We start from the raw sequence: 24199 nt of genomic DNA, 5'->3' as shown, positions 1-24199 counted from the left end.
TTACGAGCAGTACTGGAAGGAGAAGACGATCAAGTGTGCCGAGTAGTCAACGTTCCACCCTTGAGCAACCAGCACCGGACGTTCGCCGATGAACTGGCCTCTGGACAACCAGGCAAGCCCGGCTGCCAAGAAGTGCTCCTTAGAAAGGAGGTGATCCAGCCGCACCTTCCGGTACGGCTACCTTGTTACGACTTCGTCCCAATCGCCAGTCCCACCTTCGACAGCTCCCTCCCCACAAGGGGGTTGGGCCACCGGCTTCGGGTGTTACCGACTTTCGTGACGTGACGGGCGGTGTGTACAAGGCCCGGGAACGTATTCACCGCAGCAATGCTGATCTGCGATTACTAGCAACTCCGACTTCATGGGGTCGAGTTGCAGACCCCAATCCGAACTGAGACAGGCTTTTTGAGATTCGCTCCACCTCACGGTATCGCAGCTCATTGTACCTGCCATTGTAGCACGTGTGCAGCCCAAGACATAAGGGGCATGATGACTTGACGTCGTCCCCACCTTCCTCCGAGTTGACCCCGGCGGTCTCCTGTGAGTCCCCATCACCCCGAAGGGCATGCTGGCAACACAGAACAAGGGTTGCGCTCGTTGCGGGACTTAACCCAACATCTCACGACACGAGCTGACGACAGCCATGCACCACCTGTCACCCGGCCACAAGGGGGGCACCATCTCTGATGCTTTCCGGGCGATGTCAAGCCTTGGTAAGGTTCTTCGCGTTGCGTCGAATTAAGCCACATGCTCCGCTGCTTGTGCGGGCCCCCGTCAATTCCTTTGAGTTTTAGCCTTGCGGCCGTACTCCCCAGGCGGGGAACTTAATGCGTTAGCTGCGGCACCGACGACGTGGAATGTCGCCAACACCTAGTTCCCACCGTTTACGGCGTGGACTACCAGGGTATCTAATCCTGTTCGCTCCCCACGCTTTCGCTCCTCAGCGTCAGTAATGGCCCAGAGATCCGCCTTCGCCACCGGTGTTCCTCCTGATATCTGCGCATTTCACCGCTACACCAGGAATTCCGATCTCCCCTACCACACTCTAGCTAGCCCGTATCGAATGCAGACCCGGGGTTAAGCCCCGGGCTTTCACACCCGACGTGACAAGCCGCCTACGAGCTCTTTACGCCCAATAATTCCGGACAACGCTTGCGCCCTACGTATTACCGCGGCTGCTGGCACGTAGTTAGCCGGCGCTTCTTCTGCAGGTACCGTCACTTTCGCTTCTTCCCTGCTGAAAGAGGTTTACAACCCGAAGGCCGTCATCCCTCACGCGGCGTCGCTGCATCAGGCTTTCGCCCATTGTGCAATATTCCCCACTGCTGCCTCCCGTAGGAGTCTGGGCCGTGTCTCAGTCCCAGTGTGGCCGGTCGCCCTCTCAGGCCGGCTACCCGTCGTCGCCTTGGTGAGCCATTACCTCACCAACAAGCTGATAGGCCGCGGGCTCATCCTTCACCGCCGGAGCTTTCAACCCCCACCCAGGAGGGAGGGAGTGTTATCCGGTATTAGACCCCGTTTCCAGGGCTTGTCCCAGAGTGAAGGGCAGATTGCCCACGTGTTACTCACCCGTTCGCCACTAATCCCCACCGAAGTGGTTCATCGTTCGACTTGCATGTGTTAAGCACGCCGCCAGCGTTCGTCCTGAGCCAGGATCAAACTCTCCGTGAATGTTTACCGGTAATCCGGTCGACACACACGAGAGCGGAACAGCCAGGCGGAATAAGCCCGGCCGTTCACAGCGTCCTCGCTGTGTATTCTTCAAAGGAACCTCGCCACCGGAAGAATCCGATGGACGGGGTATCAACATATCTGGCGTTGACTTTTGGCACGCTGTTGAGTTCTCAAGGAACGGACGCTTCCTTTGTACTCACCCTCTCGGGCTTTCCTCCGGGCGCTTCCCTTCGGTCTTGCGTTTCCAACTCTACCAGATCCTTTCGGATCCGATTCCCTGTTGGTGGGATTCGCCGTAAGGCTTCGGCTTTCGCCTGTCGGCCTTTCGACATTCACTACGTTAGCCGACTCCCCCGCCAACTCATAATCGAGTCCCGCGAGTTCCGAATTCAGGCATGTAAGCACGCCGAATTGGCCCCCAGCGAAGGGGAGTCGTAGGTAGTGGTTTGGCCGCTTCCGGCTGCAGGCGATCGCCGTACCCGGTTCAAGCGGCTCGGGCTACGTTACGCGCCTGCCGAGGGCGAGTCAACTTCGGCGACGCCTGGGCGCATGGGCCCGATACGGGCTCACCGTCGGGTCGTTGGCGATCCAGAAGCGCCAGGGATGAACGCCACCGTCGCCGGCCACTCCGGTGCGCGGGCCGTTGCTTACCTGGTCGGGGGTCACGAGGGTGCCGGCCAGGACACGCAGGGGTGTGTCCCCGGCGGCGCACGCGTCCGTGCCGTCCAGCGCGCGGTCCACGCCCAGGGCCGTGGCCAGGCGAGCCGGGCCTTTGGCCAGTTCCTTGTCGTTTCGGGCCGATAGCCGACGTTTGCGGGCCAGCTCGGTGCCTTCGACGATCTCGCCAGCGCGCAGGAGGACGGCGCTCGACTCCCCCTCCGGACCGCAGACCAGGTTCATGCAGAACCACATGCCGTAGGTGAAGTAGACGTACACATGCCCGGGCGGACCGAACATCACGCCGTTGCGGGCCGTGCGACCGCGATAGGCGTGGGAGCCGGGGTCGTTCTGGCCGTCGTAGGCCTCGACCTCCGTGAGGCGCAGGTGGATCGGACCGTCCGACGTGGTGCGTACGAGGATGCGGCCCAGGAGGTCGGGGGCGACCTCGAGTACGGGTCGGTCGAAGAACTCTCTGGGCAGGGGCGTACGGTCGGGGGTCGCGATCATGCCGTCCGAGGGTAGTGCAGACGCGTGCATGCGATGGGGTGGTCAGGGGGCGTTGGCCTTGCCAGGGTGAGAGGCCGGAACCGGGTGCGGTCGGATCGCGTTTGTATGGATCAAGGACCCGCGCGCGTGAGGCGCCGGAAGCGCAAGAAGCAGGACGACGGAACCGATGGAACAGGTGGTGCCCTAGGGGCCGCCTGGAGAGGGAGAGACATGGCGTTCAAGAAGCTGCTCGCGAGCCTGGGGGCCGGCGGGGCTTCGGTGGAGACGGTGCTGACCGAGGTCAACGTCGTGCCGGGTGGTGTCGTCCAGGGCGAGGTGCGGATCCAGGGCGGGTCGGTCGACCAGCAGATCGAGGCACTGTCGGTCGGGCTGCAGGCCAAGGTCGAGGTCGAGAGCGGCGACCAGGAGTACAAGCAGGACATCGAGTTCACGAAGCAGCGGCTCGGAGGTGCCTTCGAGCTGAAGGCGCAGGCCGTGCACGTCGTTCCCTTCGGGCTGGAGATCCCGTGGGAGACGCCGATCACGATGATCGACGGGCGTGCCCTGCCCTCGATGCACATCGGGGTGACCACGGAGCTGGAGATCGCGCGTGCGGTGGACTCCGGTGACCTGGACCCGGTCAACGTGCACCCGCTGCCGGCGCAGAAGGCGATCCTGGACGCCTTCATCCAGCTGGGCTTCCGCTTCAAGAACGCGGACATGGAGCGCGGTCTCATCCGGGGTACGCGGCAGAAGCTGCCGTTCTACCAGGAGATCGAGTTCCTGCCGCCGCAGCAGTACCGTGGTCTGAACCAGGTCGAGTTGAGCTTCGTCGCCGACCAGAACGCGATGGACGTCGTCCTGGAGATGGACAAGAAGCCCGGCCTCTTCAGCGAGAGCAGCGACACGTTCCGCTCGTTCCAGGTGGGTCTGAACGACTACCAGGGAACGGACTGGGTCGCGTACCTCAACCAGTGGCTGTCCGAGGTCGGCAGCAAGCGCAACTGGTTCTAGGCTCGGAACCTCTGGCTCCAGATCCGATTCAGGAGGTACCGAGGTGACCGAGCTCAAGCGGCGGCCGCTCCCCCATGACTTCCATCCGCCCGTCCCGTCGTTCACGGTGACGAGCGAGGACGTCGAGGAGGGTGCGACACTCAAGGACGCTCAGGTCTACGCGGCCGGCAACTCCTCGCCGCAGCTGCGGTGGGAGGGCTTTCCGCCTGAGACCAAGAGCTTCGCCGTGACCTGCTACGACCCCGATGCCCCTACGGGCAGCGGCTTCTGGCACTGGGTGGTGTTCGACCTCCCGGCCTCGGTCACCGAGTTGCCGGCGGGCGCGGGCAGCGGCAAGTTCGAAGGGCTGCCGGAGGGCGCCGTGCAGGTGCGCAACGACTACGGGTCGAAGGACTTCGGTGGTGCCGCGCCGCCGCCCGGGGACGGGCCGCACCGGTACGTGTTCACCGTGTATGCCGTGGACCAGGAGAAGCTGGGTCCGGACGCGGATGCCACTCCCGCCTTCGTGGGCTTCAATCTGCGGTTCCACACGATCGCGCGTGCGCAGCTGATCGGTGAGTACGAGGTGCCCGCCGAAGCCTGACGTTCATGGAACGTTTGCCCGCCCCTGGTCTTGGAAGTGATCAGGGGCGGGCACTTTTTATTTCGTTGTCCATCTCGGCGTGCCCGGCCAGAGTTGATCCCAGTCCGCCGAGGGGTGGGCGGGTGCATACGGGAGGTGGGCTGGTCATGCGGGACACGCTGGTACTGAACGCGAGCTTCGAGCCGCTGTCGACGGTGACGTTGAACCGAGCCGTCGTTCTGGTGCTTCAGGACAAGGCCGTCGTGGAGCAGTCCCACCCCGAACTGCGTATGCGGGGAGCCGCGGTCGACATACCGGCGCCCCGGGTGATCAGGCTGTGCAGGTACGTACGGGTGCCCTTCCGAAGACAAGCACCGTGGTCGAGGCGGGGTGTCCTGGTACGGGACCGGCACAGGTGCGCGTACTGCGGCAGGCGGGCGACGACCGTGGACCACGTGGTGCCGCGGTCGCAGGGCGGTCAGGACACCTGGCTGAACACGGTGGCCTCGTGCGCGCAGGACAACCACCGCAAGGCGAACCGGACTCCGGACGAGGCGGGCATGCCGCTGTTGCGGCTGCCGTTCGAGCCGAGTCCGGCGGACGCGATGCTGTTGTCGCTGGGCAACGAGGACTTCGGGGCACTGCCGGAGTGGCTGGCTCAGCCGGCGGCCTAGGCCGCACCCTGTCGTAGAGCTGGGGCCCACCTCCGTCGGGAGGTGGGCCCCGGTCTCGTACGACAGTTGTCAGTCGATCGACGGCTTCTCGCGGCGCTCCGTACCCGAGCCGCCGCCGTTGCCGGAGTTGCCTCCGCCGCCCGAATCGCCGCCGAAGGGGCCGAAGTTGCCCATGGCCCCTGACAGGCCCTTGAGGGCGTCGCCGATTTCGCTGGGGACGATCCAGAGCTTGTTGGCGTCGCCCTCGGCGATCTTCGGGAGCATCTGGAGGTACTGGTAGGAGAGGAGCTTCTGGTCCGCGTCGCCGGCGTGGATCGCCTCGAAGACCGTACGGACGGCCTGGGCTTCGCCCTCGGCGCGCAGGGCGGCGGCCTTGGCCTCACCTTCGGCGCGCAGGATCTGGGACTGCTTCTCGCCTTCGGCGGTGAGGATGGCGGCCTGGCGCGTACCTTCGGCGGTGAGGATCGCGGCGCGCTTGTCGCGGTCGGCGCGCATCTGCTTCTCCATCGAGTCCTGGATGGAGGTCGGGGGCTCGATGGCCTTCAGTTCCACGCGGTTGACGCGGATGCCCCACTTACCGGTGGCCTCGTCGAGGACCCCGCGCAGGGCCGCGTTGATCTCCTCGCGGGAGGTCAGGGTCCGCTCCAGGTCCATGCCGCCGATGATGTTGCGGAGCGTGGTGACGGTGAGCTGCTCGATCGCCTGGATGTAGCTGGCGACTTCGTAGGTCGCGGCCCGGGCGTCGGTCACCTGGTAGTAGATGACGGTGTCGATGTTGACGACCAGGTTGTCCTGGGTGATCACCGGCTGTGGCGGGAACGGCACGACCTGTTCACGCAGGTCGATGCGGTTGCGGATGGTGTCGATGAACGGGACGACGATGTTGAGGCCCGCGTTGAGCGTCCGCGTGTAGCGGCCGAAGCGCTCCACGATGGCGGCGCTCGCCTGCGGGATGACCTGGATCGTCTTGATGAGGGCGATGAAGACCAACACCACCAAGATGATCAAGACGATGATGACCGGTTCCATCGTGCTCCCCGTGCCCTTCTCTGCCTCGGCGCTTTCGGAAGATCTTATGCCTGTTGAAGATCTTGCTGGTCGAGTGTGACAGACCGTCGTGTGCCTCGTGGGGCGTTCGGTTCAGTTACGTCATGCCTGCGTCCTGCGAGGTCACATGACGATCGCCGTTGCGCCCTCGATCTCCACGACGTCCACTTCCTCGCCCACTTCGTAGGCGCGGTCGGTGGCGAGGGAGCGGGCGGACCAGACCTCCCCGGCGAGCTTGATGCGGCCGCCGGAGCCGTCGACGCGCTCCAGCACTACGGCCTGTCTCCCCTTCAACGCGTCCACGCCGGTGGCGTATTGGGGTCGCTGTGAGCGGTGCCGGGCGGCGATGGGCCGTACGACCGCGATCAGGGCGACCGATACGGCGGCGAAGACGAGTACTTGGACGGTGATACCCCCGCCGACTCCGGCCGTGACCGCCGCGGCGGTGGCGCCCACGGCGAGCATGCCGAGTTCCGGCATCGCGGTCACCACGAGCGGGATTCCGAGCGCTACCGCGCCGACGAGCCACCACACCCATGCATCGATGTCGTTCACATGGTCATGGTAGGTCCGGGACACCTGCCACCGACAGGGCGCCGGAGCGTCGGAACACCCTTATTACCCGGGGAGTTCGCAGGATCAGGCCATCGGGAGGCCCTGAGCGGTCCAGCGCTCGCCGACCTGTTCGACGACGAGCGGGAGGCCGAAGCAGAGCGAGAGGTTGCGGGAGGTGAGTTCGAGCTCCAGCGGTCCGGCGGCGAGGACCTTGCCCTGGCGGATCATGAGGACGTGGGTGAAGCCGGGGGCGATCTCCTCGACATGGTGGGTGACCATGAGCATCGAGGGGGCGATCGGGTCGCGCGCGAGACGGCCGAGACGGCGTACGAGGTCCTCGCGGCCGCCGAGGTCGAGGCCGGCGGCGGGCTCGTCGAGGAGCAGCAGCTCGGGGTCGGTCATCAGGGCGCGGGCGATGAGGGTGCGCTTGCGCTCGCCTTCGGAGAGCGTGCCGAACTTGCGCTCCAGGTAGTCGCTCATGCCGAGGCGGTCGAGGAAGGCGCGGGCGCGCTGCTCGTCGATCTCCTCGTACTCCTCCTGCCAGCCGGCGGTCATGCCGTACGCGGCGGTCAGCACGGTCTGCAGGACGGTCTGGCGCTTGGGCAGCTTGTCGGCCATGGCGATGCCGGCCATGCCGATGCGCGGGCGAAGCTCGAAGACGTCGGTGCCGGGCGTGCCCAGGGTCTCGCCGAGGATCGTGGCGGTGCCCTTGCTGGGGTAGAGGTAGCTGGACGCGACGTTCAGGAGGGTGGTCTTGCCGGCGCCGTTCGGGCCGAGGATGACCCAGCGCTCGCCCTCCTTCACCGACCAGGAGACCTGGTCCACCAGAGCCCGGCCCTCGCGGACCACGGATACGTCCTGAAGCTCCAGAACATCGCTCATGAGCGCGTTGTCTCCCCTTGCAGTGTGGCCGGTCTCGGCTGTCGCGTTCGCCTGTGGCGCGGTCCGCCGCGCCGGTGGGCGCAGCCCTCGAAGAAATCTACGCCACCGGTCGTCCGCTCCATTCCATCGGTCCGGTCCTTAGGGTGGAGGCATGCTTTCGGAACCACGATCAGGACGCCTTGCCGCTTGGGGAAATGCCCTGTTGGCCGGACTTGTCTCACCGGACGACTCCGTACTCGCCATTGTCGGCGAGGACGCGGTGCACCGGGTGGAGGGGCTGCCGGGTGAGTCGGCGCCCGTCGGTCTCACGCTGGCGCTGGGGCGGCTGCGGTCGCTCGGCGTGATGGGGCTACGGGTCGCGCTGCCCGCGCCCGGGCATCCGCTGGGGCTGAGCGGACCGCCGGATTTCAACGCGCGGGCGTTGGAGGCCGAGGAGGCGGTGATCTGTTACGGCGCCGCGCTCGGGTTGGTGCCGGAGGTGTACGCGGCCGGTCCCGACGGCGATGTCCATGTCGAGGTCGTGTGGCACTGCCTGGCCGTGCGGGAGGCGCCGCCCGCCGATGTGCCGTCGCTCGGGGAGGCCGAGCGGGAGCTGGCGGAGGCGCTGCGGGATGCGACCGAGGTGCTGACGCGGCTGGATGTGGCCGGATCGGGGCCGGTGGCCGAAGCTGCGATCAGTGCGTATCGGGCGCGGGCCGAGCGGGGCCGGGAGGTGTTGGCGCCGGGGTATCCGCCGCGGGCGGTGCGGGTGCTGGAGCTGGCGCAGCGGGTGGGGTTGCTGGTTGATCTGGCGTACGAGAACGGTCCCGGGGGTGCGGTGAGCGCGTCCGAGATGGCGGCGCGGGGGGTTGCGCTGCGGCCGGTGGAGCGGACGGCTCGGCGGGCGACCGTGGCGGCGTACAACGCGTATGTGGAGGAGCGGGAGCGGGGCGTTCGCTGAGCGTCGGCCGCGCTGGTGACCGGCGCGGGCTGGATGGCGACGTACGAAAGCCCCGCGCGTCGTCGTCGACTCGCGGGGCTTCTCGTCGGTGGGCGACGTCAGTCGTTCACGCCCTCGTTGCCGAACGCCGGGTTCAGCAGAGCGATCAGGTTGGCGGTGTTGCCGACCACGTTCACCGGGACGTGCACCGGGACCTGGACGACGTTGCCCGAACCGACGCCAGGCGACGCCACGGCCACGGCGTCGCCCCCCGCGTCGGCGACAGCGGCTCCGGCGGAGGCGCCGGCGGCGATACCTGCGACGGTCAGGGCCACGGCAGCCTTCTTGGCGATGTTCATGAGCAGCGTTCCTCCTGCGTTTGCGTGTCCGACCCGGCCGCGGGTCGTGCGCTGATCAACGCCGGAGAGCTCCGGGACGGCACGGGATTTCAAGGCAACGGCCCGTTCGGATCATTCGCACGAAAAGCTGACCGGCCTCCCGGGGGAACCCCCGGGAGGCCGAAGTCATGACCTGCTCGGCCACTGGCGTCAGTGGTTGACGCCCAGGTTGCCGAAGGCGGGGTTCAGCACACCGATGACGTTCACGCTGTTGCCGACCGCGTTCACCGGGACGTGCACCGGAGCCTGAACGAGGTTGCCCGAGGCGACGCCCGGCGAGCCCACGGCCTTGCCGTCGGCGATCGCACCGTCGGTGGCGGAGGCCATACCGGCACCGGCGGCGATCAGTCCGCCGGCCACCATCGTCACGGCCGCTGCCTTCTTCAGGTTCTTCACTTCTGAGCCCTCCCTAGCGATTGCCGCGGCAGTCGCCGCAGCACGCACTGGAGAACGGCGGAGATCCGCAAAGGATGCGCCATCCGGGGGACATTCCCACGACGGTATGAATCTCAGTCCGGAGCGGAACGCTCCGCATTGCCATCCGAACAGTAATTCAGCCGGCCGCACCATGGCGTACGGCCCACAGGGCGGCCTGTGTGCGGTCCGCCAGGTCGAGCTTCATCAGGATGTTGGAGACGTGCGTCTTGACGGTTTTCTCGGAGAGCACCAGTGCGCGGGCGATCTCCCGGTTGGAGCGGCCGTCCGCTATCAGCCCGAGTACCTCGCGCTCCCGCTCGGTGAGCGAACCGCCTCTTCCCTGGCCGGAGTTGTTCTCGTCCTGGGACAACAGCGCGCCCGCGACCTCGGGTTGGAGCAGGATGTGTCCCGCGTGGACGGAGCGGATCGCGCCGGCCAGGGCTTCGGGGTCGACGTCCTTGTAGACGTACCCCGCGGCGCCCGCGCGCAGGGCCGGGACGACCGTGCGCTGTTCGGTGAAGCTGGTGACGATCAGCACGCGCGCGGGGTTGTTCAGTTCGCGGAGCTTGCGCAGCGCGTCGACGCCGTCCATGCCCGGCATCTTGACGTCCATGAGGACGACGTCGGGTTTCAGCTCCTCGGCGCGGGCGACGCCTTCGGCGCCGTCGGCCGCCTCGCCCACGACCTCGATGTCGTCCTGCACTTCGAGGAACGTGCGCAGGCCCCGGCGGACCACCTGGTGGTCGTCGACGAGCAGCACCTTGATTGCGTCAGCCACCAGGGACCTCCAGCTCGATCGTCGTGCCCTTGCCGGGCGCCGATTCCACGGTCAGCGCGCCGCCGACCCCACTCGCCCGGTCCCGCATGGAGACCAGGCCCAGGTGGCGTCCCGCACGGCGTATCCCCTGCGGGTCGAAGCCGCCGCCGTCGTCCGTCACCCGCAGGACGGCTCCGCCACCGCGCCGGTCCAAGGTCACGTCGACGTGCTCGGCGCCGGAGTGCCGCAGGGCATTGTGCAGGGCCTCCTGGGCGACGCGCAGCACGGCCTCCTCCTGGGCGGCGGGCAGGGCGCGCACACCGCGGCCGACGAAGGTCACGCGCGCGGCGTGGGCGCGGTCCAGGACCTGGATGTGGGTGCGCAGGGTCGCGACCAGACCGTCCTCGTCCAGTGCCGCGGGGCGCAGCTCGACGACCGCCGCGCGCAGTTCGTCGGCGGCCTCCGCGGCGAGTACGGCCACCTGTTGCAGCTCGCCCTTGGCGCGGGACGGGTCCCGGTCGACCAGGGCGGCGGCCGCCTGGGCGGTCAGGCGCAGTGAGAACAGTTTCTGGCTGACCGCGTCGTGCAGTTCGTGGGCGAGCCGGGAGCGCTCCTCGGCGATCGTGAGCTCGCGGCTGCGTTCGTACAAGCGGGCGTTGGTGAGGGCGATCGCGGCGTGCTGGGCGAGGATCGACAGGAGTTCCTCGTCCTCCTCGGTGAAGCCACAACTGCCTTGTGGCTTCGGGCGCGGGGGGTGTGGGGGGTTTCCCCCCACAGGGCCCAGCTTGTTGGCGAGGAACAGCGCGCCGATGACCTCGTCGCCGTCGCGGATCGGCAGGCCCAGGAAGTCGGACATGTCGGGGTGGGCGGACGGCCAGCCCTCGAAGCGGGGGTCCTTGCGCACGTCGGCGAGGCGCTCGGGCTTGGCCTCGCGCAGCATCGCGGCGAGGATGCCGTGCTGGCGCGGGAGGGGCCCGATGGCCTTCCACTGGGCGTCGCTGACGCCGTCGACCACGAACTGGGCGAAGCCGCCGTGGTCGTCGGGCACTCCCAGGGCGGCGTACTGCGCGTCGAGCAGCTCGCGGGCCGAGGCGACGATCGTCTTGAGGACGTCGCGCACCTCGAGGTGCCTGCTCATGGCCAGCAGCGCGGAGCTCACCGCGGCGAGGCCGGACCGGGGGCCTTGACTCATGTCCTCACGGTACCGGCGGGGTGTGACAGTCCGTATCCGACCTGTGGTGGCCGCTTCCTAGGCCGGGAGACCTAGGGCGAAGGGCCTCGCGGCTTGCGGCCCGCGTCCGAGGCGGCGACCGCGGCCCGGTTCCTACGTTGGGGGCACGCCGATCAGAAGGCGTCGAGGACGAGGGGACGTGTGTCATGCCGGTAGCGATCATCACGGGGGCCTCGAAGGGACTGGGGCGGGCGCTGGCCGACGCTCTGGCCGCCCGGGGCTGGGATCTGGTGCTCGACGCCAGAGGCGCCGGGGCCCTCACGGAGGCGGCGCAGGCCGTCTCCAGGCACGGGACGCGGGTGACCGCCCTGCCCGGGGACGTCACGGACGCCGGGCACCGGAGCGAGCTGGTGGCGGCCGCGTGGAAGTTCGGCGGGGTCGACCTGCTGGTGAACAACGCGAGCGCGCTGGGCGCCGAGCCGCTGGTACGGCTGGAGAAGCTGCCCCTTGAGGGGCTGCGGCGGGCACTGGAGGTCAACGTGGTCGCCGCGCTGGGGCTCGTCCAGGAGGCGCTGCCGCTGTTGCGGGCCTCCGAGGCGGGAACGGTGATCGCGGTCAGCTCGGACGCGGCCGCCGAGGCGTACGAGACGTGGGGCGGCTACGGGGCGTCCAAGGCGGCCCTGGACCATCTGGCGGCGGTGCTGAGCGAGGAGGAACCCGGACTGCGGGTCTGGGCGGTCGACCCCGGCGACATGGCGACGGACCTGTACGCGGCCGCCGTACCGGAGGACAGGGATCCGCGGCCGGAGCCGGCCGGTGTGGTGCCGGCGTTCCTGCGGCTGCTGGACGAGCGCCCCGTGAGCGGGCGCTACGGGGCCCCCGCTCTGCTGGAGGAGCGATGACGCTGGCGGTACATGTGCCGGAGGAGCTGTCGGCACGGGTGCCGACAGAGCAGCGGGGGCCGGGGCTCGACCGGGATGCCGTACGGCTGCTCGTGTCGCGGGGCACCGAGGTGTCGCACCACGCGTTCGTGGAGCTGCCCCGGCTGCTGCGGGCCGGGGACCTGCTCGTCGTGAACACCTCACCCACGCTGGCCGCCGCTGTCGACGGGCGGATCGGGCACGCGCGCGTGGTGGTGCACTTCTCCACCCGCGGGGACGACGGACGGTGGGCGGTCGAGCTGCGGGAGCCCGACGAGAAAGGGACCACGCGCGCGCGTGCGGGAGGGCCGGCTGGTACCGAGGTGCGGCTGCCCGGGGATGGGCGGCTCGTCCTGGAGGAGCCGCTGAGCGCGCACAGCGAGCGGTTGTGGTGGGCGCGGGTGGCGGGGGCGGAGATCCTCTCTCTGCTGCGGGAGCGCGGGCGGCCCATTCGTTACTCCTATACGGAGCGGGACCAGCCGCTGTCCGTGTACCAGACGGTGTTCGCGCTGCCGTCGCCCGACGGTGCGGGCAGCGCGGAGATGCCGAGTGCGGCGCGGCCCTTCACCGCGCGGCTGGTGGCGGAGCTGGTGAGCCGGGGGGTGCAGTTCGCTCCGGTCACGCTGCACACCGGGGTGGCTTCGGCGGAGGCGCACGAGCCGCCGTACCCGGAACGGTTCGCGGTGCCCGAGGCCTCGGCGCGGCTGATCAACGCGGTGAAGGCGGGGGACGGCAGGGTCGTGGCCGTGGGGACGACCGCCGTGCGGGCCGTGGAGTCGGCCGCCGGGCCCGGCGGGGTCGTACGCGCGCGTGCGGGGTGGACCGGTCTCGTGGTGACTCCGGAGCGCGGGGTGCGGGTGGTGGACGGACTGCTGACGGGGCTGCACGAGCCCGAGGCGTCGCATCTGCTGATGCTGGAGGCGGTCGCGGGGCGGGCGGCGGTCGACCGCGGTTATGAGGAGGCGCTGCGGGGGCGGTACCTGTGGCACGAGTTCGGGGACGTGCACCTCGTCCTGCCGGAGGAGAGGCCTCACGCAGAGCATTGCGTCAGCAACTGTTGGTGAGACCGCTGCGTCGCCGATGTGAGCCCGCACATAGGGCGCAGATCACGTACTAGGTGAAATAGGAGACAAAGGCCTCCGGCGTGAACGGGGCAGACGTTCTGGTCTGTCCCGTTTTGCCCTTCCCTGATCCACTACCCGGCTTCGTACGTCACACCTTTGCCTGGGCATTTTGCGGCCGCTAAGAATGGCACCCGTCGCTCAGCGCCGTGGGTTCCTCCCGCGGCGTTTGTGCCGGAAGCACGCCGGTCCGACACCGGACGCTGAGCGACCTCCGCGCTATTCGAAGAGGTCCATTCGCATGCCCCTGAACATCAAGTCTCGAAGTCGTGCCCTGACCCGTACGCACCGCATCGCGATCGCCGGTACCGCCGCGCTCGGCGCTGCCGCCATCGTGTTCACGACGGTTCCCGGCGGGCAGACGACCACCGACGAGGCGGCTGCCGCCCCGGCGCGTGTGGCCTACAGCTCCGAGCAGCTCAACGGCCTGCAGTCGGGTGTCACCGAGCAGCTCGCCGGCGGCAGCCTGCAGAGCAAGCCCGCTGCGGCGAAGGAGAAGGCCGCGGCGGAAGCCGCAGCCAAGGCGAAGGCCGACGCCGCAGCCAAGAAGAAGGCCGCCGAGGCCGCCGCGAAGAAGAAGGCCGCCGCAGCCGCAGCCGCGAAGAAGGCCGAGCAGGCCCGCAAGGCGAAGGAGGCCGCCAGCCGGTCCGCCAAGCGCGCCGCGGTCAAGGCCGCCGCCGCCAAGACGTACCCCAACAACCTCGACGGCTGGATCAGGGAGTCCCTGGACATCATGAAGTCCAAGGGCATCCCGGGCTCGTACAACGGCCTGCACCGCAACATCCTCCGGGAGTCCTCGGGCAACCCGAACGCGATCAACAACTGGGACATCAACGCCATCAACGGCATCCCGTCGAAGGGGCTGCTGCAGGTCATCCCGCCGACCTTCGAGGCGTACCACGTCCCGGGCACGTCCTGGAACATCTACGACCCGGTCGCCAACATCACCGCCGCCGCCAACTACGCGGCCGACAAGTACGGCTCGATGGACAACGTCAACGGCGCGTACTGAGGCCGCGCGGACCTCTCGAACGCCGAAGGGCGGCACCCCGGTCGGGGTGCCGCCCTTCACCGTCGTACGAAAGTGATCGCTCGTACGGCAGTGATCACTTGCGCATGACCTCGGGCTCGTGGCGGCGCAGGAAGCGGGCCACGAAGAAGCCGCAGATCACTCCGAGGATGATCAGAGCGGCCATGTCCATGCCCCAGGCGCCGACCGTGTGCTCCCACAGCGGGTCGATGTCACCGCCCTCCTTGGGCGGGCTGATCTTGTTGAAGTCCAGCGTGGCGCCCGCGGCGGCGACCGCCCAGCGGGACGGCATCAGGTACGAGAACTCGTTGACGCCGACGGCGCCGTTCAGGGTGAACAGGCAGCCGGTGAACACGACCTGGATGATCGCGAACATGACCAGCAGCGGCATGGTCTTCTCGGCCGTCTTCACCAGCGACGAGATGACCAGGCCGAACATCATCGAGGCGAAGCCCAGCGCCATGATCGGGATGGAGAGCTCGATCATGGTGGAGCTGCCGAGGATCAGGCCCTGCTCGGGGATCTCCCGGCTGGCGAACCCGATGACGCCGACCAGCAGGCCCTGGAACACGGTGATCACGCCGAGCACGAACACCTTGGACATCAGGTACGCCGACCGGGACAGGCCGGTGGCGCGCTCCCGCTCGTAGATGACCCGTTCCTTGATCAGCTCACGCACGGAGTTCGCGGCGCCCGCGAAGCAGGCGCCGACCGCGAGGATGAGCAGGACCGTGGTGGCCGTGCCGTTCGGGATGATCCGGCCGGTCTTCGGGTTGGCCGGGTTGGGCAGCAGGCTGTTGCCCGAGTCGATGAGCAGGCTCACCGCGCCCAGGACGGCCGGCAGGATCACCATCAGTGCCAGGAAGCCCTTGTCGGAGGCGATCACCGACGTGTAGCGGCGCACGAGGGTGACGAACTGGGACATCCAGCCCTGCGGCTTCGGCGGCTTCATCGCCTGCATCGGCGGCATCTGTACGGACTGTGGGGCGACGGCGTCGATGTCCGCGGCGTACATCTGGTAGTGCTGCGAGCCCCTCCAACGGCCCGCCCAGTCGTAGTCGCGGTAGTTCTCGAAGGCGGAGAAGACGTCGGCCCAGGTGTCGTAGCCGAAGAAGTTCAGGGCTTCCTCGGGCGGGCCGAAGTAGGCGACCGCGCCGCCCGGCGCCATCACCAGGAGCTTGTCGCAGATCGCCAGTTCGGCCACGGAGTGCGTGACGACGAGGACCGTACGGCCGTCGTCGGCGAGGCCGCGCAGCAGCTGCATGACGTCACGGTCCATGCCCGGGTCGAGGCCGGAGGTCGGCTCGTCCAGGAAGATCAGCGACGGCTTGGTGAGCAGCTCCAGGGCCACGGAGACGCGCTTGCGCTGGCCGCCGGAGAGGGAGGTGACCTTCTTCTCCTTGTGGATGTCCAGCTTGAGCTCGCGCAGCACCTCGTCTATGCGCTGGTCGCGCTCCTGCGTGCTGGTGTCCGCGGGGAAGCGCAGCTTGGCCGCGTACTTGAGGGCCTTCTTGACGGTCAGTTCCTTGTGCAGGATGTCGTCCTGCGGGACCAGACCGATGCGCTGGCGCAGCTCGGCGAACTGCTTGTACAGGTTCCGGTTGTCGTAGAGGATGTCGCCCTGGTTGGCGGGCCGGTAGCCCGTCAGCGCCTTGAGCAGGGTCGACTTGCCGGAGCCGGACGGGCCGATGACCGCGATCAGCGACTTCTCCGGGACGCCGAAGGAGACGTCCTTCAGGATCTGCTTGCCGCCGTCGACCGTGACGGTCAGGTGGCGGGCCGAGAAGGAGACCTCACCGGTGTCGACGAACTCCTCGAGGCGGTCGCCGACCAGGCGGAACGTGGAGTGGCCGACGCCGACGATGTCGTTCGGGCCCAGCAGTTGCGTGCCGCCCTTGGTGATGGGCTGGCCGTTGACGTACGTGCCGTTGTGCGAGCCCAGGTCGCGGATCTCGTAGCGGCCGTCGGGCGTGGCGTGGAACTCCGCGTGGTTGCGGGAGACCTGGAGGTCGGAGACCACCAGGTCGTTCTCCAGGGCGCGGCCGATGCGCATGACGCGGCCGAGCGAGAACTGGTGGAACGTGGTCGGGCTGCGGTCGCCGTAGACCGGCGGCGCCCCCGCGCCACCACCGGGGCCCTGCTGCTGAGGGATCTGCGGCGCGGCCTGCTGCGGCTGCTGCCAGCCGGCCTGCGGGGCCTGCTGCTGCGGTGCCTGTGGTGCCGCCGCCCAGCCGGGATTCGCGCCCTGCGCCGCGTACGGCTGCTGCTGGGGCTGGGCCTGCGGCGACGCCACGGCGGCCGCGGATCCGGAGAGGCTGAGCAGCGGACCGTCGGTCGCGTTGCCCAGGTGCACGGCCGAGCCCGGGCCGATCTCCAGCTGATGGATCCGCTGCCCCTGCACGAACGTGCCGTTGGTGCTGCCGTGGTCTTCGATGACCCAACTGCGGCCGCTCCAGCTGATCGTGGCGTGACGCCAGGAGACCCTGGCATCGTCGAGCACCACGTCCCCCTGCGGATCACGGCCGAGTGTGTATGGCCTGGACGGGTCGAGCGTCCAGGTCCGTCCATTCAATTCCAGTACGAGTTCCGGCACTCCATGCCCCACTGAGTAGTCCCCCGAGTTACCCCCAACACAGGGAGTCTAGGGATGTCGAACATCGTCGGGAACTATTTCAGGCTCGGCCCCCTGACCGAAAGTCGGGCCTTGTGAAGACGACACACGCCCGCTTCGGCCGTTTCCGTTGACGGGGTTGAAACCGGACCGGAGAGTGGTAATCCACGCGAGGGGGACATGCGCGGCGACTCGGCCGCGCCGCGGATCGGGGGGTCTGCCATGAGTGCGTCCATGAGCGTCGAGACCACGAAGCCGGGCACGAGGCTGCCCTGGGGAGACATCCTGCTGTCCGCGATCGCCGCTGTGAGCTGGGCATTGATCGGGATGGCGGGCACGGCGGCGCTCGGGCTGCACCTGCTCGAAGCCGATACGGCGGGCTCGCTCGGGCCCATGACCGCGGCGGTGGTGGCTCTTGGGGCGGGTGGTTCCGTCACACCGTCCGGCGACGTGTCCGCGTTCGGCCTGACGGGCGCGGAGGCAGCGACCGCCATCGAGATCACGCCACTGGGCGTGAGCCTGGTCGGAGCGCTGCTGCTGTCGTGGTTCTTCCTAAGGTCCTTGCGTGGAGCGGGAGTTGTGATCGCGCCCGCCGAACTCCTCGCTCGCGCGGGCGCGGTGGTCGCGCTGTTCGTGGCGATGCTGGGAGGGCTGGCCTGGGCGGGACACGATGTCATCACGATCGACGGAAGCGCACTGGGACTCGACGACCTGCCGGGCGGAGGCGGGGGCGGCATCGAGATCCCCGGGGTGGGCGACGTAGGGGACATCGGAGGGCTACTGCCCGACCAGATCGGCGACCTCGTCGACGCGCAGGCGGCGGTCGGCTTCACCGTAGACACCGCGCCGACCCTGCTCGGCGGGCTCGGCTGGTCGGCCGGGATCCTGCTGATCGCCCTGCTGGCGTCCCGTCGTACTCCCCTGCCGCGCGGCTGGGAGAGCGTGCACCGAGTCGTACGGCCGGCCGCGTCCGCCCTGGTCACGGTACTGCTGGTGGCGGTGGCGGCCGGGTTCGCGGCCGCGGGGTACGCGGCGATCGGCGACGACCATCCCAAGCGGATCGCGGGGGCGGCGCTGCTGGGGGCGCCGAACGGGGTGTGGCTGGGCATCCCGATCGGCCTGTTCGTGCCGTTCGACGGCCGGGCGACGGGGGTGCTGACGAATTTCCTGCCGGCTCCGATGGACGAGCTGCTGAACTCCGGGTCCGACCAGTCCGTGTCCCTGGGGCGGCTGGCGGACCTCGACGGGCGGGTGTGGCTGCTGGGGGTCGCGGCGGCGCTGATGATGCTGCTGGCCGGGGTGCTGACGGCGGTGCGGACGCCGGTGACCGCCGGGGGTGGCGGCGGTTCCGCGGTCGTACGGGATCCAGGTGTACGGGATCAGGGTGCCCTCGGTTTCGCCGGGCGGTGTGCGCTGCGGCTGGGCATCGCCACGGCGCTGACCCTGCCGTTGCTCGCCTGGCTGACGGGCGTGTCCGTGGACGCTTCGCTGTCCGTGCTCGGCTTCGACGCGTTCGGCGCGGGAATCAACCTGAGCGGGAATCTCGGCATGGCGTTGCTCCTCGGTGCCCTGTGGGGTGCCGGCGCGGGAGCTGCCGGTGCGCTGCTCGCCCGGGCGACCGGGGCGGCGGGGCGACAGGCGGCGCCGCTGGCACTGGGTGACGGGCGGTGGCGGGACGTGGCCGGGGATGCCGGGCCTTCTGCGACGGTCGCGGGTGCTGGGCGTGCCTCGTACGCGGGGCAGCCGACGGGGCCGTCCGCAGGTGAGACCCGTGGTCCTCGCGAGGAACAGCCACGGGATCCCTACGCGGGCGGGTCCGGGCGCGAGTCCGGGCCGTACGTCCCCAGCTCGTCGTACCGGCCGCCGAACCCGGCGACCAATCCGTATCTGCGCATGCCGGACGCATTACGGGAACCGGAGGACGCGCGGCCGCCCGACGAGCCGCGCCGGCCGGACGGTCCGCGCTCGCCCGGCGACGACGTGTACGGCGCGCCCACGGTGGCCCGGCCGATCGGGCCGCCGCCTCGGTCGCCCCGGAAGCCGCCCGGGGAGCGGCCGTCGTCCGGTTCGGGCGAGCGGCCACCGCCGCCACCGCCTCCCCCACCACCGCCTCCCCCGCCTCCTGGGAGGCCGAAGGGGCGCCGGTGACCCCACGCGGTCGCAGGGCCGTGTGCAGCGAAGACGTGGTCGGCGCGTAAGGTCGGCGCCACCGGCCCGACACCCAGTGTTCCGTGTCCGTCAGGCGGACCTCGGGCGCGGAAGGCACTGCGTGCCGGATACGGTGGGAACACCATGAGCGCTTCGCAGACCTCGACCTCTGACGTCCCCACCCTTCTCGTCAAGATCTTCGGGAAGGACAAGCCGGGCATCACGGCCGGACTCTTCGACACCCTCGCCGCCTACTCCGTCGACGTGGTCGACATCGAGCAGGTCGTCACCCGTGGCCGGATGGTGCTGTGCGCGCTCGTGACCGCGCCGCCCAGCGGGCTGGAGGGGGATCTGCGGGCGACCGTCCACAGCTGGGCGGAGTCGATCAAGATGCAGGCCGAGATCATCTCGGGCCTCGGCGACAACCGTCCGCGCGGGCTGGGGCGCTCCCTGGTCACCGTGCTCGGGCATCCGCTCACCGCGGAGGCGACGGCGGCGGTCGCCGCGAAGATCACCAAGGTCGGCGGCAACATCGACCGCATCTTCCGGCTCGCCAAGTACCCGGTGACCGCGGTCGAGTTCGCGGTGTCCGGCGTGGAGACCTCGCCGCTGCGCACCGCCCTGGTGACCGACGCGGCGGCGCTCGGCGTCGATGTCGCGGTCGTCGCGGCCGGACTGCACCGCCGTGCCCAGCGCCTGATCGTCATGGACGTGGACTCGACGCTGATCCAGGACGAGGTGATCGAGCTCTTCGCCGCGCACGCCGGCTGCGAGGACGAGGTCGCCGAGGTGACGGCGGCCGCGATGCGCGGCGAGCTGGACTTCGAGCAGTCTCTGCACGCGCGCGTGGCGCTCCTCGAGGGGCTGGACGCCTCGGTGGTGGACAAGGTGCGCAGCGAGGTCCGGCTGACGCCGGGCGCGCGCACGCTGATCCGTACGCTGAAGCGCCTCGGCTACCAAGTGGGCGTCGTCTCGGGCGGGTTCACGCAGGTCACGGACGATCTGCGGGAGCGGCTCGGGCTCGACTTCGCGCAGGCCAACACGCTGGAGATCGTCGACGGGAAGCTGACCGGCAAGGTCACCGGAGAGATCGTGGACCGGGCGGGCAAGGCGCGGCTGCTGCGCCGGTTCGCCGCGGAGGCGGGCGTACCGCTGGCGCAGACGGTGGCGATCGGCGACGGCGCCAATGACCTGGACATGCTCAACGCGGCCGGCCTGGGGGTGGCCTTCAACGCCAAGCCGATGGTGCGGGAGGCCGCGCACACCGCGGTGAACGTGCCGTTCCTCGACACGGTCCTGTACCTGCTGGGCGTCACCCGCGAAGAGGTCGAGGCCGCGGACATGCACGAGGAGATCTGAGCCCGTCTGCGCAAGCAGGGCTCCGAAGGGCCCGGAACCGTGCGGTGCCGGGCCCTTCGGCGCGAGAACGGTTCAGTCGGACGGCGCCCAGTAGTCGACCAGCGTGGCCACGCCCGGCTCCAGGGACTTCCAGGAGCCGTCGAAGGACAGGACGGCGAAGGCGGCGGCCGGGAAGCCGCGGCCGCTCATCCGCTCTCGGGCGTCGCCCTCGGCCGCGCCGGCCAGGATGTCGGCGAGGCCCTGGATGCCCGGGTTGTGGCCGATGAGCAGGACATCCCGTGCGTCGTCGGGGGTCTCGTTGAGCAGGGCGATCAGCTCGCCGGGCGAGGCCTCGTAGATCCGCTCCTCGTAGACCGTTTTCGGCCGGTGCGGGAGTTCGTGGACGGCGAGCTTCCAGGTCTCGCGGGTCCGGGTCGCGGTGGAGCACAGGGCCAGGTCGAAGGCGAGGCCGGTGTCGGCCAGCTTGCGTCCGGCGACTGCGGCGTCCATGCGGCCCCGCTCAGCGAGCGGCCGCTCGTGGTCGGTCACCTGTGGCCAGTCGGCTTTCGCATGCCGGAAGAGGACGATCTTGCGGGGTTCTGCGACGCTCATGGGATCCAGCTTCGCATGAAACAGGCCATGGGGCGCGGGTAGTTGACCGGCGGCTCCGGCCGTGTTCAGCGCGCTATCAGCTGCTGTACTCGCTCGACGAGGTGAGGGACGGCGGGGTCGCCGGACGCCGCGTGCGCGTTCGTCGGGTTCAGGATCAGCACCAGGAGCACGATGAACGCGAGCGTCGGCAGCGCGAGGGCCCACCAGGGCAGCCGGCTGTCGACGCCGCCGCGGGGCGCGGGGTGGGGCCGGGTGTGCGTAGGAGCCGACATGGGTGCCTCCGCCGTCTTCGAGTCGTCCGTGTCCGCCTCTCGCGGTCACAACTCGAAGCTACGGAATCTTTGGCCTTCAACCCATCCGGTGATCCACCCAGTTGACCCTGACACTCGCCCCCTAGGGGACAGGGGGGTTAGCCCCACCATCGGGCCCGCCGGACGGTCACGCGGGACACGATCACGAGGACACGATCACGGCGAGGCGATCGTCGCGATGATGGCGATGATCACGAAGATGGCGAAGAACGAGCCGAAGACCAGGAGCATCTTCTTCTGGCCGTTCTGGGGATTCGGATCGAGCACTGGCATACGGCAAGTCTCGCACCCGTCGGTCACCAGCACTCCCCCGGGGTGAGGCCCCGGGGGCCCGCCCACCGGATCAGCGCGCCGCCTCGTCCTCCACCGTACGGTTGCGCCCCGCCAGGACGCCCACCGCCATCTGCGGGAGCATCAGGCCGGTCATGAGGGCGATCGGCAGCCCCCAGCCGCCGCTGTGCTGGTAGAGCACGCCGACCAGGAGCGGTCCCGGGATGGAGATGAGGTAGCCGGTGCTCTGCGCGAAGGCCGACAGCTGGGCGACGCCCGCGCCGGTCCTGGCCCGCATCCCGACCATGGTGAGGGCCAGCGGGAAGGCGCAGTTGGAGACGCCGAGCAGGACGGCCCAGGCCCAGGCGCCGCCGGCCGGCGCGAAGTACAGGCCCGCGTAGCCGGCCAGGCCGCAGACGCCGAGGGCGATCACGATCGGGCCCTGGTGCGGCAGCCGGGTGGCGACGCGCGGGATGACGAAGGCGAGCGGCACGCCCATCACCATCGTGACCGCGAGCAGCAGCCCCGCGGTGCCCGCGGACACGCCCGCGTCCCGGAAGATCTGCGCCATCCAGCCCATGGTGATGTACGCGGCAGTGGCCTGGAGCCCGAAGAAGACGGCGAGCGCCCAGGCGGTACGGCTCCGGGTGATCCGCAGCGGGGGCGACGGCTCCCCGCGCGCGGAGGCCCGCTCGGCCGACGCGGTCCCCCGGTCCCGTACGAGCGGGATCCACGGGAGCACGGCGGCCGCCGCCAGGACCGACCACACGGCGAGCCCGGACTGCCAGTTCCCGCCCAGCGTCCGCGTCACCGGCACGGTCACCGCCGCGGCGGCAGCGGTGCCGAGGGCGAGGGCCATCGAGTAGAGGCCGGTCATGGAACCGACCCGGTCGGGGAACCAGCGCTTGACGATGACCGGCATCAGGACGTTGCTGACCGCGATCCCCATGAGGGCGAGCGCGCTGCCCGCCAGGAAGCCCGCCGTACCGCCCGCGTACGGCCGTATCAGCAGGCCCGCGGTGATGGCGACCATGCCCGCGCACACCACCGCGCCCGGCCCGAAGCGGCGGGCGAGCCTGGGGGCCATGACGCCGAAGACGGCGAAGCAGAGCGGGGGCACGGAGGTGAGCAGCCCGGCCACGCTGCCGCTCATGCCGAGGCCGTCGCGGACCTCTTCGAGGAGGGCGCCGAGGCTGGTGATGGCGGGGCGGAGGTTGACGGCGGACAGCACGATGCCGACGACGACCAGACGCGTCGCCCACGCGCGCGTGGCGGCCCCTGTGGGCGCATCGCCTGCCGGGGCGTCGGTCGCGGCCGGACCGCGTACGGTCGTGGACTTCCTCGTCCGGGTTTCCTCGCGTGCCATGAGGCCCATCATAGAATCATGGGATGATTGGTTGTCCATCCCCGGGTCGCCCGTTCCGGCCCCGCCCGTGCGAAGGTGTGCCATGCCCCTGAGCCATCCCCGCCGGTCGGCACTGTCCGAGCAGGTCATCACCGCTCTGCGCAACCAGATCACCTCGGGCGAGTGGCCGGTCGGCGCCCGGATCCCGACGGAGCCCGAGTTGGTCGAGCAGCTCGGCGTCGCCCGCAACACCGTCCGCGAGGCCGTCCGCGCGCTCGCGCACAACGGCCTGCTGGACATCCGGCAGGGCTCCGGCACGTACGTCGTGGCGACGAGCGAGCTGGCCGGCGTGATGCACCGCCGTTTCGCCGACGCGGACCCCCGGCACATCGCCGAGCTGCGTTCCACGCTGGAGTCGGCCGCCGCCAGGCTGGCCGCCGAGCGGCGCACGGAGAAGGACCTCAAGCAGCTGGACGCGCTCCTGGTGCGACGCGAGGAGGCGTGGGAGTCGGGCGACACCGAGGCGTTCGTGACGGCGGACGCGACCTTCCACCTGGCGGTGGTGGCCGCCTCGCACAACGACGTGATGACCGCGATGTACGCCGACCTGGGCGAGGTGCTGCGGGACTGGCTGCGCGAGGACGTCGGCGAGGAGCTGACTCCGGAGACGCACATGGACCACGCGCGGCTCGTCGACGCGATCCGCACGGGTGATGCGGCGGCGGCCGCCCAGGAGGCCGCCAGCTATCCGTTCCTGTGCCGTCCGGGGCGGTTCAACGCCCCTTCCGGTGGCTGACCCACACCGAGCGGACCTCTTTCCAGCAGCGGCCGGCCAGGCGCACGGTCTGCGCGGGCCCGGCCTCGACCGGGGTGCCGTCGCTGTCGACGTCCCACCAGCGGACGCACTCGATGTGCAGGCTGACCCGGTCGGGCCGCGGATACGGGTTGTGGCAGTACGCGATCACATGGGAGCCGGTGACGCTGCTGCGGCACTCCGCCCCGAACGGCTCCGGTGCGGCGGTCTGCCGCACCTCCACGCGCGCGTACGGCTTCGCGTCGTACGGCAGGGACAGCACGAGACAGACGGCTACGGTCGCTGAGGCCAGGCTGCGGGACAGGCGCACAAGGGGACCTCCTCGGCCGTGCTGGGGAGGGGAGCGTGTGGTGAACGCGTACTCCAGAGTGCGCAGTTGTGGCCCCGGGCCGCCCGACCGGATAGGCCGAACGAGTGAAGGGTGTGGGCCCGCGTCCGGAAGGAACGCGGGCCCACACCCTTC

25 protein-coding genes and 1 rRNA gene are annotated in these 24199 nt (G+C 69.5%); 11 read left to right on the top strand and 15 right to left on the bottom strand.

Annotation, left to right across the window (positions count from 1 at the left end):
* Window positions 1-143: 143 nt before the first annotated feature.
* Window positions 144-1671, bottom strand: a 16S ribosomal RNA gene (locus OG252_RS38860).
* A gap of 528 nt (window positions 1672-2199) precedes the next feature.
* Window positions 2200-2841 carry a DNA-3-methyladenine glycosylase gene (locus tag OG252_RS38855; RefSeq protein WP_329342089.1) on the bottom strand — a complete coding sequence of 214 codons (642 nt, stop codon included), beginning with the start codon at window positions 2839-2841 and terminating at the stop codon, window positions 2200-2202.
* A gap of 210 nt (window positions 2842-3051) precedes the next feature.
* Here OG252_RS38855 and OG252_RS38850 point away from each other — a divergent pair, with 210 nt between their 5' ends.
* From OG252_RS38850 to OG252_RS38840, 3 genes are all read left to right on the top strand, one after another.
* Window positions 3052-3834 carry a sporulation protein gene (locus tag OG252_RS38850; RefSeq protein ID WP_266442020.1) on the top strand — a complete coding sequence of 261 codons (783 nt, stop codon included), beginning with the start codon at window positions 3052-3054 and terminating at the stop codon, window positions 3832-3834.
* Between the two features lie 43 nt (window positions 3835-3877).
* Window positions 3878-4417, top strand: coding sequence for a YbhB/YbcL family Raf kinase inhibitor-like protein (locus OG252_RS38845; protein ID WP_329342086.1), 540 nt, complete (start codon window positions 3878-3880; stop codon window positions 4415-4417).
* 146 nt (window positions 4418-4563) lie between these two features.
* A complete protein-coding gene (locus OG252_RS38840; protein WP_266442016.1) occupies window positions 4564-5070 on the top strand; it encodes an HNH endonuclease in 507 nt (168 codons plus the stop codon).
* Window positions 5071-5139: 69 nt separating this feature from the next.
* Here OG252_RS38840 and OG252_RS38835 read toward each other — a convergent pair whose 3' ends face one another.
* Window positions 5140-6099, bottom strand: coding sequence for an SPFH domain-containing protein (locus OG252_RS38835; RefSeq protein WP_266442014.1), 960 nt, complete (start codon window positions 6097-6099; stop codon window positions 5140-5142).
* On the opposite strand from OG252_RS38835, the gene OG252_RS38830 reads away from it, so the two are divergent.
* Window positions 6050-6178, top strand: a complete 129-nt coding sequence (locus tag OG252_RS38830) for a hypothetical protein (protein WP_329345443.1) — start codon at window positions 6050-6052, stop codon at window positions 6176-6178. The two genes, OG252_RS38835 and OG252_RS38830, sit on opposite strands and share 50 nt — an antisense overlap.
* Before the next feature lie 62 nt (window positions 6179-6240).
* On the opposite strand, the gene OG252_RS38825 is transcribed toward OG252_RS38830, so the two are convergent.
* Both OG252_RS38825 and OG252_RS38820 read right to left on the bottom strand, forming a co-directional pair.
* On the bottom strand, window positions 6241-6672 hold the full coding sequence (locus tag OG252_RS38825; protein ID WP_266442011.1) for an NfeD family protein: 432 nt from the start codon (window positions 6670-6672) through the stop codon (window positions 6241-6243).
* A gap of 84 nt (window positions 6673-6756) precedes the next feature.
* On the bottom strand, window positions 6757-7554 hold the full coding sequence (locus OG252_RS38820; RefSeq protein WP_053755163.1) for an ABC transporter ATP-binding protein: 798 nt from the start codon (window positions 7552-7554) through the stop codon (window positions 6757-6759).
* Window positions 7555-7705: 151 nt separating this feature from the next.
* Between OG252_RS38820 and OG252_RS38815 the strand changes: the two genes are divergently transcribed.
* Window positions 7706-8494: a hypothetical protein gene (locus OG252_RS38815; protein WP_329342080.1), complete on the top strand. Its 789-nt coding sequence runs from the start codon at window positions 7706-7708 to the stop codon at window positions 8492-8494.
* A 98-nt stretch (window positions 8495-8592) separates the two neighbouring features.
* Here the strand turns inward: OG252_RS38815 and OG252_RS38810 are convergent, their stop codons facing one another.
* The 4 genes from OG252_RS38810 to OG252_RS38795 form a co-directional block, all read right to left on the bottom strand.
* Entirely contained in the window at window positions 8593-8832 is a 240-nt protein-coding gene (locus tag OG252_RS38810; RefSeq protein WP_329342078.1) for a chaplin family protein, read from the bottom strand.
* A 189-nt stretch (window positions 8833-9021) separates the two neighbouring features.
* On the bottom strand, window positions 9022-9267 hold the full coding sequence (gene chpE, locus OG252_RS38805; RefSeq protein WP_266442001.1) for a chaplin ChpE: 246 nt from the start codon (window positions 9265-9267) through the stop codon (window positions 9022-9024).
* Window positions 9268-9424: 157 nt separating this feature from the next.
* A complete protein-coding gene (locus OG252_RS38800; RefSeq protein WP_266441999.1) occupies window positions 9425-10066 on the bottom strand; it encodes a response regulator in 642 nt (213 codons plus the stop codon).
* Window positions 10059-11237 carry a GAF domain-containing sensor histidine kinase gene (locus OG252_RS38795; protein ID WP_329342074.1) on the bottom strand — a complete coding sequence of 393 codons (1179 nt, stop codon included), beginning with the start codon at window positions 11235-11237 and terminating at the stop codon, window positions 10059-10061. Before OG252_RS38795 ends, OG252_RS38800 begins: the two co-directional genes overlap by 8 nt.
* A 185-nt stretch (window positions 11238-11422) precedes the next feature.
* Between OG252_RS38795 and OG252_RS38790 the strand changes: the two genes are divergently transcribed.
* The 3 genes from OG252_RS38790 (at window position 11423) to OG252_RS38780 (ending at window position 14269) form a co-directional block, all read left to right on the top strand.
* Complete coding sequence (locus OG252_RS38790) at window positions 11423-12118, top strand: SDR family NAD(P)-dependent oxidoreductase (protein WP_329342072.1); 696 nt, start codon at window positions 11423-11425, stop codon at window positions 12116-12118.
* Complete coding sequence (locus tag OG252_RS38785) at window positions 12115-13200, top strand: S-adenosylmethionine:tRNA ribosyltransferase-isomerase (protein WP_329342070.1); 1086 nt, start codon at window positions 12115-12117, stop codon at window positions 13198-13200. The genes OG252_RS38790 and OG252_RS38785 overlap by 4 nt, the downstream gene beginning before the upstream one ends.
* 298 nt (window positions 13201-13498) lie before the next feature.
* Complete coding sequence (locus OG252_RS38780) at window positions 13499-14269, top strand: transglycosylase SLT domain-containing protein (protein ID WP_329342068.1); 771 nt, start codon at window positions 13499-13501, stop codon at window positions 14267-14269.
* A gap of 94 nt (window positions 14270-14363) precedes the next feature.
* Here the strand turns inward: OG252_RS38780 and OG252_RS38775 are convergent, their stop codons facing one another.
* Window positions 14364-16880: an ABC transporter ATP-binding protein/permease gene (locus OG252_RS38775; RefSeq protein ID WP_329342066.1), complete on the bottom strand. Its 2517-nt coding sequence runs from the start codon at window positions 16878-16880 to the stop codon at window positions 14364-14366.
* A gap of 240 nt (window positions 16881-17120) precedes the next feature.
* Here OG252_RS38775 and OG252_RS38770 point away from each other — a divergent pair, with 240 nt between their 5' ends.
* Both OG252_RS38770 and serB read left to right on the top strand, forming a co-directional pair.
* Window positions 17121-19046: a streptophobe family protein gene (locus OG252_RS38770; RefSeq protein WP_443068450.1), complete on the top strand. Its 1926-nt coding sequence runs from the start codon at window positions 17121-17123 to the stop codon at window positions 19044-19046.
* Between the two features lie 144 nt (window positions 19047-19190).
* On the top strand, window positions 19191-20405 hold the full coding sequence (gene serB / locus OG252_RS38765) for a phosphoserine phosphatase SerB (protein ID WP_266441982.1): 1215 nt from the start codon (window positions 19191-19193) through the stop codon (window positions 20403-20405).
* 72 nt (window positions 20406-20477) lie between these two features.
* Here serB and OG252_RS38760 read toward each other — a convergent pair whose 3' ends face one another.
* From OG252_RS38760 to OG252_RS38745, 4 genes are all read right to left on the bottom strand, one after another.
* Window positions 20478-20996 carry a SixA phosphatase family protein gene (locus OG252_RS38760; protein WP_266441980.1) on the bottom strand — a complete coding sequence of 173 codons (519 nt, stop codon included), beginning with the start codon at window positions 20994-20996 and terminating at the stop codon, window positions 20478-20480.
* Between the two features lie 65 nt (window positions 20997-21061).
* Window positions 21062-21268 (bottom strand): hypothetical protein, encoded by a 207-nt coding sequence (locus tag OG252_RS38755; protein ID WP_266441978.1) that lies wholly within the window; start codon window positions 21266-21268, stop codon window positions 21062-21064.
* A gap of 195 nt (window positions 21269-21463) precedes the next feature.
* Window positions 21464-21580, bottom strand: a complete 117-nt coding sequence (locus OG252_RS38750) for an SGM_5486 family transporter-associated protein (protein WP_086023195.1) — start codon at window positions 21578-21580, stop codon at window positions 21464-21466.
* 70 nt (window positions 21581-21650) lie between these two features.
* A complete protein-coding gene (locus OG252_RS38745) occupies window positions 21651-22955 on the bottom strand; it encodes a CynX/NimT family MFS transporter (RefSeq protein WP_329342061.1) in 1305 nt (434 codons plus the stop codon).
* A 70-nt stretch (window positions 22956-23025) separates the two neighbouring features.
* Here OG252_RS38745 and OG252_RS38740 point away from each other — a divergent pair, with 70 nt between their 5' ends.
* On the top strand, window positions 23026-23718 hold the full coding sequence (locus OG252_RS38740) for a FadR/GntR family transcriptional regulator (RefSeq protein ID WP_266441970.1): 693 nt from the start codon (window positions 23026-23028) through the stop codon (window positions 23716-23718).
* On the opposite strand, the gene OG252_RS38735 is transcribed toward OG252_RS38740, so the two are convergent.
* A complete protein-coding gene (locus OG252_RS38735) occupies window positions 23696-24046 on the bottom strand; it encodes a hypothetical protein (protein WP_266441968.1) in 351 nt (116 codons plus the stop codon). The two genes, OG252_RS38740 and OG252_RS38735, sit on opposite strands and share 23 nt — an antisense overlap.
* Between the last annotated feature and the right edge of the window lie 153 nt (window positions 24047-24199).

The sequence above is a fragment of the Streptomyces sp. NBC_01352 genome, from assembly GCF_036237295.1.
GTDB classification, from domain to species: domain Bacteria; phylum Actinomycetota; class Actinomycetes; order Streptomycetales; family Streptomycetaceae; genus Streptomyces; species Streptomyces plumbiresistens.
This window is presented reverse-complemented; position numbering and strand designations above follow the sequence as displayed.